This is a genomic window from Streptomyces venezuelae, from assembly GCF_008642295.1.
GTDB lineage: Bacteria > Actinomycetota > Actinomycetes > Streptomycetales > Streptomycetaceae > Streptomyces > Streptomyces venezuelae_C.
Window position 1 is genome coordinate 3,328,547 of the sequence record NZ_CP029190.1, and the last position, 12,090, is coordinate 3,340,636.

Annotated in this window: 7 protein-coding genes; 3 read left to right on the top strand and 4 right to left on the bottom strand. The window is 74.2% G+C overall.

What is annotated here, in order from left to right; all coding sequences use genetic code 11:
* Nucleotides 1-57: 57 nt before the first annotated feature.
* Nucleotides 58-579 carry a MepB family protein gene (locus DEJ50_RS14495; RefSeq protein ID WP_150208442.1) on the top strand — a complete coding sequence of 174 codons (522 nt, stop codon included), beginning with the start codon at nt 58-60 and terminating at the stop codon, nt 577-579.
* Here the strand turns inward: DEJ50_RS14495 and DEJ50_RS14500 are convergent.
* Nucleotides 576-1,550, bottom strand: a complete 975-nt coding sequence (locus tag DEJ50_RS14500) for an EamA family transporter (protein ID WP_150212133.1) — start codon at nt 1,548-1,550, stop codon at nt 576-578. The two genes, DEJ50_RS14495 and DEJ50_RS14500, sit on opposite strands and share 4 nt — an antisense overlap.
* A 67-nt stretch (nt 1,551-1,617) precedes the next feature.
* Nucleotides 1,618-4,353, bottom strand: a complete 2,736-nt coding sequence (locus tag DEJ50_RS14505) for an FAD-binding and (Fe-S)-binding domain-containing protein (RefSeq protein WP_223837755.1) — start codon at nt 4,351-4,353, stop codon at nt 1,618-1,620.
* 75 nt (nt 4,354-4,428) lie between these two features.
* Between DEJ50_RS14505 and serC the strand changes: the two genes are divergently transcribed.
* Nucleotides 4,429-5,547, top strand: a complete 1,119-nt coding sequence (serC, locus tag DEJ50_RS14510; protein WP_150208443.1) for a phosphoserine transaminase — start codon at nt 4,429-4,431, stop codon at nt 5,545-5,547.
* A gap of 190 nt (nt 5,548-5,737) precedes the next feature.
* Nucleotides 5,738-9,142: a sacsin N-terminal ATP-binding-like domain-containing protein gene (locus DEJ50_RS14515; protein ID WP_150208444.1), complete on the top strand. Its 3,405-nt coding sequence runs from the start codon at nt 5,738-5,740 to the stop codon at nt 9,140-9,142.
* A 30-nt stretch (nt 9,143-9,172) separates the two neighbouring features.
* Here the strand turns inward: DEJ50_RS14515 and DEJ50_RS14520 are convergent, their stop codons facing one another.
* Together DEJ50_RS14520 and DEJ50_RS14525 are read right to left on the bottom strand one after the other, a co-directional pair.
* A complete protein-coding gene (locus tag DEJ50_RS14520) occupies nt 9,173-11,626 on the bottom strand; it encodes a cation-translocating P-type ATPase (protein ID WP_150208445.1) in 2,454 nt (817 codons plus the stop codon).
* A 60-nt stretch (nt 11,627-11,686) separates the two neighbouring features.
* The gene (locus tag DEJ50_RS14525) at nt 11,687-11,992 is read right to left on the bottom strand and encodes a DUF2530 domain-containing protein (protein WP_150208446.1); all 306 of its coding nucleotides are present in this window, start codon (nt 11,990-11,992) and stop codon (nt 11,687-11,689) included.
* Between the last annotated feature and the right edge of the window lie 98 nt (nt 11,993-12,090).

A 12,090-nucleotide genomic window follows, 5' to 3' on the forward strand; every position in this document is an offset into this window, starting at 1 on the left:
GTGGACGGTGGCGGCACGCCGAGCACCGGGCCGCAAGGCTCGTGACAGGGTGGCCGGATGACGGCGAACCACACCCACTCATCCGATCTCCGCGCGGCGATATCCCTGGTCTACGACCCCTGCGGGTTCACCTGCACGGAGCCGGTCCCCGAAGCCGAGAGCGCCGAGTACGCCGCCCACGCATTCACCCTGGACGGCCTCGCCGTCCGGTTCCGCGCCGCCCGGACGACCCCCACCAAGGCCGGCCAGTTCGTCACCGTGTGGAAGAGGTCCCCGGGCGGCGGGCCCATCCAGCCCTTCGACGCCTCGGACCCGGTCGACCTGTTCGTCATCAGCAGCCGCGACGGCCGGCACTTCGGCCAGTTCGTGTTCCCCATGGACGCGCTCCGCCGGCACGGGGTCGTATCGGAGAACGGCTCCGGCGGGAAGCGGGGCTTCCGCGTCTACCCGCCCTGGGTGACCACCACCAGCCGCCAGGCCGAGCGTACGCAGGCGTGGCAGGTGGAGTACTTCCTGCAGCTGCCCGGGGACGGGCCCCTCGACTCCGCCCGCGCCGAAGAGCTCTACCACCCCCGCTAGGGGGTGTTCTGGAGCCGGGGTCCGGCCGTCTGGGAGCGGACCGCGCCCATGCTGGCGGCGATCACCAGGGCGATGGCCACCGCGTCGGTCACGCCCAGCGCCTGGTGCAGCACCAGGAACCCGGCGGTGGCCGCGATGGCCGGTTCCAGGCTCATCAGGATCGCGAAGGTGGGTGCCGGCATCCGACGCAGGGCCAGCAGCTCCAGGGTGTACGGGAGCACCGAGGACAGCACCGCCACGCCCAGACCCAGCGCCAGGGTGCTCGGGACGAGCAGGGCCGAACCGGCCTCGGCGATGCCGAGGGGGAGCGAGAGCACGGCCGCCACCGCCATGGCCAGGGCCAGGCCGTCGGCCTGCGGGAAGCGGCGACCGGTCCGGGCGCTGAAGACGATGTACGCCGCCCACATCGCGCCGGCGCCGATGGCGAAGGCCGCACCGGCGGGGTCGAGCCCGCCGAAGCCGAAGCCGGCCCCGTCGCTGCCGTGGCCGGAGAGCAGTACGACTCCGGCCAGCGCGAGGGCCGCCCACAGGAAGTTGACCAGGCGGCGGGAGACGATCACCGAGAGGGCGAGCGGTCCGAGGACTTCCAGGGTCACCGCGACGCCGAGCGGAATCCGCTCGATGGCCTGGTAGAAGAGGCCGTTCATACCGGCCATGGCGATGCCGAAGGCGAGGACCGTGCCCCAGTCGGAGCGGGCGTAGCCGCGGACCTTCGGCCGGCAGATGATCAGCAGGACAAGGGCGGCGGCGGCGAGCCGCAGCGCCACCACGCCCGCCGCGCCCGCCCGCGGCATGATCATGACGGCGAGGGCGGCGCCGAACTGGACCGAGACTCCGGCCGTGAACACCAGTCCCACCGGCCCGAACCGCGAGGACCCACGAGGACCGCGCGTGCCGGGTGCGCCGGCGGCGGGGGCGGTGGTGGTGGTCGGCGCGGGGGTCGGGGTCGGGGCGGGAACAGGGGTGGGCATCGGAGCGGCGGAGCGGGTCATTCCTCCAGACTAGCCCCATGTAAGGAGCATGCTCCTGAGTTCTGCCTTACAAGGCCTCTGCCAGGACTTCCGCGAGGTGCCGGGCCCGGCGGCCGTCGAGCTGGGCGATCTGGGTGCGGCAGGAGAATCCGTCGGCCAGGAACAGCGCGCGGTCCGGATCGGCGGCGCGCAGGGCGGGCAGCAGCTGTTCGCCGGCGCAGGCCACCGAGACCTGGTGGTGGCCCGGCTCGAAACCGAAGTTGCCGGCCAGGCCGCAGCAGCCGCCGGACAGCTCCCCCACCAGACCGGCCCGCTCCCGGAGCCGGCGGTCCGCGGCATCACCCAGGACGGCGTGCTGGTGGCAGTGGGTCTGCCCGGCCACCGGCCGGTCCAGCCGGGGCGGCTGCCAGGTGGGGGCGAGCTCTTCGAGGGCCTCGGCGAAGGTCCGTACGGAGGCGGCCAGGCGGGCGGCGCGGGGGTCCTCGGGGAGCAGCCGGGGCAGGTCGGTGCGGAGCGCTGCGGCGCAGCTGGGCTCCAGGACGACGAGCGGGCCCCCGCCGGCGCCGTCCACGGTGTCCAGGGCGTCCATGGTGTCCAGGGTCCGGCGCAGGACCGCGCGGGCGCGGTTCAGGCGGCCGGTGGAGATATAGGTCAGCCCGCAGCAGACCCGGCCGGGCGGCAGCCGGAGGCCGACACCGGCGGCCGTGAGCACACGGGTGGCGGCGATGCCCGCCTCGGGGGCGAGGTACTCGGTGAAGGTGTCGGGCCAGAGCACGGCGGTGGGGCCCGGCACGGCCGGCATGCCCGTCGCGCGCCACTGCCGGGTGAAGGGGATCGGGGCCAGGGGTGGGAGGGGACGGTGGGGGGTCAGGCCTGCCAGGCGGGGGACCGCGGGGAGGCGGGTCAGGAGGCCGGCGAGGCGGGTGGCGTGGAGCCGGGCGAGGAGGTGCAGCCAGGCCGGCAGGCCGCCCAGGATGTAGTGCGACAACGGGCGGAGCCGGCCCGACCAGTGGCGGTGAAGGAACTCCGACTTGTACGTGGCCATGTCCACCCCCACCGGGCAGTCGCTGAGGCAGCCCTTGCACCCCAGGCACAGGTCCAGCGCCTCCCGGACCTCCGCCGAGCGCCAGCCGTCGGTGATGACCTCGCCGGCCAGCATCTCGTGCAGCAGCCGCGCCCGGCCGCGGGTGGAATGCTGCTCCTCACCGGTGACCCGGTACGAGGGGCACATCACCTCCGGCCCGGCCGTCCCGCCGGTGCTCCGGCATTTGGCGACGCCCACGCACCGGGCCACCTCCCGCGCCAATCCGGTGCGCGGCAGCACCGCGAAGCGGAGGTTCTCGTCCAGCCGGGCCGGCCGGGCCAGGATGCCCGGGTTCATGCCGCCCGCCGGATCCCAGACGTCCTTGTACGCGGCGAACAGCCCGACGATCTCCTCCCCGTACATCCGCGGCAGCAGTTCCGCCCGCGCCTGCCCGTCCCCGTGCTCTCCGGACAGCGAGCCGCCGTGGGCCACCACCAGATCCGCCAGGTCGGAGGAGAACGCCCGGAACCGGGCCACCCCGGCCGCCGACACCAGGTCGAAGTCCAGGCGGACATGCACACAGCCCTCGCCGAAGTGCCCGTACGGCGCCCCGCGCAGCCCATGGGCCGCGGTCAGCTCCCGGAAGGCGCGCAGGTACGCCCCGAGCCGGGCCGGCGGGACCGCGCAGTCCTCCCAGCCCGGCCAGGCCTCCCCGCCGCCCGGCAGCCGGGTCGCGGTGCCGGCCGCGTCCTCCCGGATCCGCCACAACGCCCGCTGCCCGGCCGGATCGGCGACCACCACCGCATCCACCGCGTCGGCCGCCCGGACCAGAGCCAGGGCCGCCACCGCGTCCGGCATCTCCACGAAGAGCCAGGCGCCGCCCCGGGGCAGCCCCACCGGTTCGCCGCGCAGCAGGTCCGCGGCCATGCCCTCCACCGTCAGCGGGCCGTACGGGAGCAGCCCGGCCGCCGCGTCCGCCGCCGCGCTCTCGTCGGCGTACCCGAGCACCGCGAGCGCGGGGGCCGGCGGGGTCTCCACCAGCCGTACGACGGCCTCGGTCACCACCCCCAGCGTGCCCTCGCCGCCGCAGAAGGCCCGCGCCAGACCGACTCCCCGCTCGGGCAGCAGCGCATCCAGCGCATAGCCGGAGATCCGGCGGCCGAAGTCGGCGGGCATCCGGGTGCGCAGCAGGGCCAGATGATCCTCGATCAGCGGGCGCAGCCCGGCCGGGGCGCCGGCCCAGCCGGTGCCGATCCGGCGGGCCTCCGGGGCCTGCCCGTACGTCAGGACCGTCAGCTCCGCCACCTGGTCGGCGGTGCTCCCCCAGGCCACCGAGTGCGGCCCGCAGGCGTTGTTGCCGATCATCCCGCCGAGGGTGCAGCGGGACCGGGTGGACGGGTCCGGCCCGAAGGTCAGACCGTGCGGAGCGGCGGCGGCCCGGAGGCTGTCCAGGACCAGCCCGGGCTGCACCACCGCGGTACGGGCCGCGGGGTCGAGCGCGAGCAGTCCCGCCATGTGGCGGGTGAAGTCGATCACGATGCCGGTCCCGGTGGCCTGCCCCCCGATCGAGGTACCGCCGCCGCGCGGCACCACCGGCACGCCCTGCTCGGCGCACACCCGCAGCACCGCCGCCACGTCCTCGGCATCCCGCGGGGCCACCACGCCCACCGGCACCCGCCGGTAGTTGGAGGCGTCCATGGTGGCCAGTGCCCGCGCCGCCGCACCGAAGTCCACCGTGCCGCGCACCGCCGCCCGCAGCGCCCGCTCAAGTCCGGTCACCCGTACATGATGCTTCCTGTCTCATCCGTTGGACGGTTGGCCGCGGGCCCGCCGGTGACCGGATACGCTCCGCTTGTGGCTGAGATCCAGATTCCCGCTGACATCAAGCCCGCCGACGGACGCTTCGGCGCGGGCCCCTCCAAGGTGCGGACGGAAGCGCTGGACGCGCTGGCCGCCACCGGAACCTCCCTGCTCGGTACCTCCCACCGCCAAGCCCCGGTCAAGAACCTGGTCGGCTCGGTGCGGCAGGGCATCCGGGACCTCTTCTCCCTGCCCGAGGGATACGAGGTGATCCTGGGCAACGGCGGCTCCACCGCCTTCTGGGACATCGCGACGCACGGGCTGATCGAGAACAAGTCCCAGCACCTCACGTTCGGTGAGTTCTCCTCCAAGTTCGCCAAGGCCGCCAAGCTGGCGCCGTGGCTGGCCGACCCGTCGGTGATCTCCTCCGACCCGGGCACCCACCCGGAGCCGGTCGCCGAGGCGGGCGTGGACGTGTACGCGTACACGCACAACGAGACCTCCACCGGTGTCGCCGCCCCGCTCAAGCGGGTCGCGGGCGCCGACGAGGGCTCCCTGGTGCTGGTGGACGCCACCTCGGGCGCCGGCGGCCTGCCGGTGGACATCACCGAGACCGACGTCTACTACTTCGCCCCGCAGAAGTCCTTCGCCTCGGACGGCGGCCTCTGGCTGGCCGCGTTCTCCCCGGCCGCCCTGGAGCGCGCCGCGCGCGTCCACGCCTCCGGCCGGCACATCCCGGAGTTCTTCTCGCTGCCGACGGCGATCGACAACTCGCTGAAGAACCAGACGTACAACACCCCGGCGCTGTCCACCCTCTTCCTGCTGAACCAGCAGCTGGAGTGGATCAACGGCCAGGGCGGGCTGGAGTTCGCCACCGGCCGCACCGCGGCCTCCGCGGGCCACCTGTACGGCTGGGCCGAGTCCTCGAAGTACGCCGAACCGTTCGTCACGGACCCGGCGAAGCGGTCGGCGGTCATCGGCACGATCGACTTCTCGGACGACGTGGACGCGGCGGCGGTCGCCAAGGTGCTGCGCGCCAACGGCATCGTCGACACCGAGCCGTACCGCAAGCTCGGCCGCAACCAGCTGCGCATCGCGATGTTCCCGGCGATCGACCCGGCGGACGTACAGGCGCTGACGGCCTGCATCGACTACGTGATCGAGAAGCTCTGACCGCTTCCCGACCTACGCACCCGAAGCCCCCGGTGACGGCCGCCCGCCGCCGGGGGCTTCGGCCTGTCCGGGACTCCAACGTGGTGGTCTTCGCCCACCTCACCGGCAAGGCGCAGCAGTTCCGCCCGCGCGCGGGCCCGCAGTCCGCGCACGATACCTTCGGGGTCCCAGAACTTCAGGAGGCGGCGGCGTGAGCGTGCGAGTGACGGCGGACCGGGGCGGCGCGGACCCCTTCGGCACGGCCCGGCTGCGGCGCGGGGTACTCGACTCCTGGGGCGCGGGCCCGGCCCGCTTCCGGGAGGACGCCAACGCCGAGGAGGATCTCGCGCTCGGCGGCTACCGGGACCGGCTCGTGGTCGAACTCGCGCAGAACGCCGCCGATGCCGCCGCCCGGGCCAAGGTGCCGGGCCGGCTCCGGATCACCCTGCACGCCCCCGAGCCCGGCGAGGGCGGACACGGCGTCCTGGCCGTGGCCAACACCGGTGCCCCGCTGGACGCCTCCGGGGTGGAATCGCTGAGCACCCTGCGGGCCTCCGCGAAGCGGGACACCCAGAACCCGGCGGACGCGGCCGAGCGGAGCGTCGGCCGGTTCGGGGTCGGCTTCGCCGCCGTCCTGGCCGTCACCGACGAACCGGCCGTGGTCGGCCGGCACGGCGGGGTCCGCTGGTCCCTGGCGGAGGCCCGCGAACTCGCCGGCGGGGCCGCCCAGGGCAGCCCGGGGCTCGGCGACGAGCTGCGCCGCCGGGACGGCCACGTGCCGCTGCTGCGCCTGCCGTTGCCCGCCGAGGGCACCGCGCCCGAGGGCTACGACACGGTGGTCATCCTGCCGCTGCGGGACGCCGCCGCCGCGGACCTGACCGAGCGGCTGCTGGCCGGCATCGACGATGCCCTGCTGCTGACCCTGCCCGGGCTGGCCGAGGTGATCGTGGAGACCGCGGCCGGCACCCGCACCCTGCGCCGCCGGACCGAGGACCGGGCCCCGGAGCACACCGGGGCCACCGAGGTGACCGAGATCAGCGAGATCAGCCGGCTCGGCGAGCACGGCGAGTTCGGCGAGGGCGCCGGCACCTCGGGCACCCGCCGCTGGCGCACCGTCCGGCACGGCGGGCTGCTGGACCCCGCCCTGCTCGCCGACCGGCCCGTCGAGGAACGGCTCCGGCCGTACTGGACGGTGTCCTGGGCGGTCCCGCTGGACGCGGAGGGCGCGCCCGTACGGCCCGGCACCGCGGCCGTGGTGCACGCCCCGACCCCCACCGACGAACCCCTGGGCATTCCCGCCCTGCTGATCGCCTCGCTCCCGCTGGACACCGCCCGCCGGCACCCGGCGCCCGGCCCGCTGACCGACTTCCTGGTGGCGCGGGCGGCCGAGGCGTACGCCGAACTCCTCGACGGCTGGCACCCGGTGACCACCGCGCTGGTGGACCTGGTGCCCGGCCCGCTCGGCAAGGGCGAGCTCGACGGGGCCCTGCGGTCGGCGATCCTGCGGCTGCTGCCGCGTACCTCCTTCCTGGCCCCCGCCGCCCCCTCCGAGGAGCAGAGCTCGCTGCGGCCGTTCGAGGCGGAGGTGGTCGAGGGCGCGGGCGCGGACACCGTACGGGTCCTGGCCGAAGTGCTGCCCACCCTGCTGCCGGCCGGCCTGGAACGCCGCGCCGAGCTGCGCACCCTGGGCGTGGGCCGGCTTGCGCTGGGCGACGCCATCGAGCGGATCGCGGGCGTGGAGCGCCCGCCGCACTGGTGGCACCGGCTGTACGACACCCTGGCCGGGGTGGACCCGGACCGGCTGTCCGGACTGCCGGTCCCGCTGGCCCCGGAGCCCGGCGGGGCCGAGCCCGCCGGAGCCGGGACCGGAGCCGGGGCGGACCGGTACGGGACCGCCGCCGGGGAACCGCAGACCGGACGGCCGGGCGGTCCCGAGTGGGCCGGCCTCGCCGACGGCCTCGACGGCCTCGCCGACGGCCTCGACGGCCTCGGCGACGGGTTCGACGGCCTCGGGCCGGCGGCCGGCGGGCCCCGGATCCGGACCGCCATCGGCCCCCGGCACATCCTGCTGCCCGGTCCCGACACCCCGGCCGGGCTGACCCGGCTCGGCCTCAAGGTGGCGCACCCCGATGCCGCGCACCCGCTGCTGGAGAAGCTCGGGGCGGTGCCCGCGAGCCCTCGGGCCGTACTGAACACCCCCCAGGTGCGGGCCGCGGTGGCCGGCTCCCTGGACGCGGGCGAGATCTGGGACGAGGACGCCCCGGACCCGGACGAGCTCGCCGAGATCGTCCTCGGCCTGGTCCGGGACGCCGACCTGCTGCCGGGCGACGAGCCGTGGCTGGCCGCGCTGGCCCTGCCCGACGAGGACGGGGAACTCACTCCGGCCGGTGAACTGGTGCTGCCCGGTTCCCCCTTCGCCGCCGTCATCCGCGAGGGTGAACTCCCGGCGGTGGAGCCGGAGCTGGTGGACCGCTGGGGTGCGCAGCCGCTGACCGCGGTGGGCGTGCTGGCCGGGTTCCAGCTGGTCCGGGCCACCGATGTGGTGCTGGACCCGGACGAACTGGAGCCGCGCGAGGGCGATTTCGCGGAGCCCGACGACGCGGGCCTGCTGGACGCGGTCGACGTGTGGTGCGAGGACGTGCTCGACCAGCTGCCGGACACCCCGGTACCGCCGGTGGCGACCGAGCTGGTGGCCGTACGGGACCTGGACCTGGTGGACGACGACCGCTGGCCGCAGGCCCTGGCGCTGCTCGCGCAGCCGCCGCTGCGGGACGCCCTGACCCAGCCGGTCCGGGTGCTGCTGCCGGACGGCACCACCGAGTCCGTCCGGCCGTACACCGCCTGGTGGCTGCGCGACCACCCGGTGCTCGACGGCCGCCGGCCGGCCGGGCTCCGGGCGGCCGGCGGCGACCCGCTCCTGGAGGGCCTCTACACCTCGGCGGACGCCACCGGGTTCGAGGACGAGCAGGTGCTCCGGGCGCTGGGCGTACGGACCTCGGTGGCCGCCCTGCTGGACGAGCCCGGCGGCGCGGCCGAGCTGCTGGGCCGGCTCGCCGACCCCGACCGGTGGGTGACGGACCGGCAGCTGCACGCGCTGTACGGGGCGCTGGCCGAGCTGGATCCGGAGCAGGTCACCCTGCCGGACGAGCTGCGCGCGGTGGTGGACGGCGAGGTGGTGGTCGTCGACGCGGCCGACGCGCTGGTCGCCGATGCGCCGGATCTGCTGCCGCTGACCGCCGGGCTGCCGCTGCTGCCGGTCGCCCCGGCGCAGGCCGCGGAGCTCGCCGAGCTGCTCCAGGTGCGCCGGCTGTCCGAGACGGTGCCGGCGGAGGTCACCACCCCGGGTGAGGTGCACGAGGTGCCGGAGCCGGTGCGGGTGCTGCTGGGTCCGGCGACCCCGGCAACGTATCTGGAGCACGAGGAGCTGATCGCGGGCGGGGTGGAGCTGGACTGGCGGCTGACCCGGGACGGGGTGCTGCACGCCGCGACCCTGGAGGGGGTCGCGGCCGGGCTGGCCTGGTCCGCGGGCCAGTGGCCGCGCCGCTTCGAGGTGGCGGCCCTGCTGGAGGACCCGTCCCGGACGGCGGAACTGGCCCGCGACCGCTGGTTCGACTGACGCCCTCGAGGGACCGGACCGGGCCGGGGGCTAGGCGGGGAACTTCCGGTCCACCCAGCGGAAGCTGAACTCGATGACGGCGGCGGCCATCACGGCGATGCCCACCGCCGTCCACGGCATGGTGGTGCCGACCAGCTTGAGCTGGAAGAACTCCTGGAGCCAGGGCACCACCAGGACGATCAGGAAGCACAGGCCCATCAGGCCCACCAGCCCCACCCGCCACCAGGTGTAGGGGCGGGCGATGATCGCCAGGACCCACATCGAGGTGAGGAACAGGGTCAGGGTGGCCGCGCTGGTCTCGGCCTCCAGGGCCGCCTCGCCGCTGTAGTAGGAGCGGGCCACCAGGTAGGTCACGAAGGTGGCGACCGCGGCCACCACGCCGCCCGGGATGGCGTACCGCATCACGCGTTTCACGAAGTGCGGCTTGGCGCGCTCGGTGTTCGGGGCGAGGGCCAGGAAGAAGGCCGGAACGCCGATGGTGAGCGTGGACAGCAGGGTCAGGTGGCGGGGCAGGAAGGGGTACTCGACCTGGCTGCAGACCACCAGGATGGCCAGCAGCACGGAGTAGACCGTCTTGGTGAGGAAGAGGGTGGCGACCCGGGTGATGTTGCCGATCACCCGGCGGCCCTCGGCAACCACGGACGGCAGGGTGGCGAAGGAGTTGTTGAGGAGCACGATCTGGGCGACCGCCCGGGTGGCCTCGGAGCCGGAGCCCATGGAGACGCCGATGTCGGCGTCCTTGAGCGCGAGGACGTCGTTGACCCCGTCTCCGGTCATGGCGACGGTGTGGCCCCTGGACTGGAGGGCGCCGACCATGTCCCGCTTCTGCTGCGGGGTGACCCGGCCGAACACGGCGTTCTTGTCGAGCGCCTCGGCCATGGCGTCCTGCTCGGTGGGCAGGCTGCGGGCGTCGACGGTGTTCTCCGCCCCCGGCAGGCCCAGCTTGCCGGCCACCGCGGAGACGGACACCGCGTTGTCACCGGAGATGACCTTGGCGTGGACGTTCTGCCGGTCGAAGTAGCGCAGGGTGTCGGCGGCGTCGGGGCGCAGCCGCTGCTCCAGCACGACCAGGGCGGTGGGCCGGACCCCGGTGGCGGGGTCGGTGTCGTCGAGCTCGCGGACGGACCGGGCGAGGAGCAGCACCCGCAGGCCCTGCTCGTTGAGGTGGTCGATCTCCTCCAGGGCCGGGTCGCCGGAGGGCAGCAGCACGTCGGGGGCGCCGAGCAGCCAGGTGGAGTTCTCCCCGTCGCCCTCGCTGAAGCTGGCGCCGGAGTACTTGCGGGCGGAGGAGAAGGGCAGCGACTCGGTGCAGCGCCATTCCTCGCTGTCCGGGTAGGCGTCGATGATGGCCTGGAGGCTGGCGTTGGGGCGGGGGTCGGACTCGCCGAGGGCGCCGAGCACCTTCTGTACGTACGCGGGGTCGGCGCCGCCGAGCGGGCGGAGCTCAGTGACGTCCATACCGCCCTCGGTGAGGGTGCCGGTCTTGTCCAGGCAGACCACGTCGACCCGGGCCAGGCCCTCGATCGCGGGCAGTTCCTGGACCAGGCACTGTTTGCGGCCGAGCCGGATGACACCGATGGCGAAGGCGACGGAGGTGAGCAGGACCAGTCCCTCGGGGATCATCGGGACGATGCCGCCGACGGTCCGGGCGATGGACTCCTTGAGGTCGTTCTCCTTGACGATCAGCTGGCTGACGATCAGGCCGATCGAGGTCGGGATCATCATCCAGGTGACGTACTTGAGGATGGTGGAGATGCCGGAGCGCAGCTCGGAGTGGACGAGGGTGAAGCGGGAGGCCTCTTCGGCGAGCTGGGCGGCGTAGGCCTCGCGGCCGACCTTGGTGGCGGTGAAGGCGCCGCCGCCGGCCACCACGAAGGAGCCGGACATGACCTGGTCGCCGGGCTTCTTCAGGACCGGGTCGGCTTCGCCGGTGAGCAGTGATTCGTCGATCTCCAGGCCGTCGGCCTCGCCGACGACGCCGTCGACCACCACCTTGTCGCCGGGGCCGAGTTCGATGACGTCGTCGAGGACGATCTCGGAGGTGGAGATCTCGGCGGTGCGGCCGTCGCGGCGGACGCTGGGTTTGGCCTCGCCGATGACGGCGAGGCCGTCCAGGGTCTTCTTGGCGCGGAGTTCCTGGATGATGCCGATGCCGGTGTTCGCGATGATCACGAAGCCGAAGAGGCTGTCCTGGATCGGCGCGACGAAGAACATGATCACCCAGAGCACGCCGATGATGGCGTTGAAGCGGGTGAAGACGTTTCCGCGGATGATGTCGGCGGTGGACCGCGAGGAGCGGACGGGGACGTCGTTGACGGCGCCGCGGGCGACCCGTTCGGCGACCTGGGCGGTGGTCAGGCCGCCCGGCTTGAACACGGGTGCGGGCAGGGGGACCGGATGGACCGGATCGAGCTCTGCTCCTGCGTCGATGGCGGCGCCGGCCCGCTCCGGCCCGTCATGATCGATCTGTGCCCGCTGCGTCATGCTTTCGACGGTACGGGCCGGGAGGGCCGTTCACCCGCCGACCAGTCCGAAGATCCGACTTCAGGATGAGCCGAATCCTCCCCCGGTCTGCCTGCCCTGCCCCTCGGCGCCGGCGTCGGCAGCAGCGGCCTGACGCTTGAGCGCGGCATCGCGCGCCCGGACGTACCAGATGCCGATCAGGCCGAGCCCGCCGCCGGCCGCGCAGGTCCACACCCACCACAGCAGGTCGCGGTCGGCGAACCAGCCGTAGAACGGCAGCTGCACCAGGAACATGGCGAACCAGAGGAGGGTGCCGCCGGTGATGGTGGCGACCACCGGGCCCTCGAGGGGCGCGGGCGCTTCGTGCTGGGGGGTCCACTTCGCCATGCGGCCAGTCTAGGCGGCCCCATTTTCGGTCTACGCGCGGAGATGGACGGCCCCTCGTTCATGTGTTCATACTGAAACGGTTTGCTTGAAAGCGGATT

Excerpts from the sequence above, each read along its gene's own strand:
- DEJ50_RS14495 (WP_150208442.1), top strand. The coding sequence starts at position 58 with ATGACGGCGAACCACACCCACTCATCCGATCTCCGCGCGGCGATATCC.
- DEJ50_RS14500 (WP_150212133.1), bottom strand. The coding sequence starts at position 1,550 with ATGCCCACCCCTGTTCCCGCCCCGACCCCGACCCCCGCGCCGACCACC.
- DEJ50_RS14520 (WP_150208445.1), bottom strand. The coding sequence starts at position 11,626 with ATGACGCAGCGGGCACAGATCGATCATGACGGGCCGGAGCGGGCCGGC.
- DEJ50_RS14525 (WP_150208446.1), bottom strand. The coding sequence starts at position 11,992 with ATGGCGAAGTGGACCCCCCAGCACGAAGCGCCCGCGCCCCTCGAGGGC.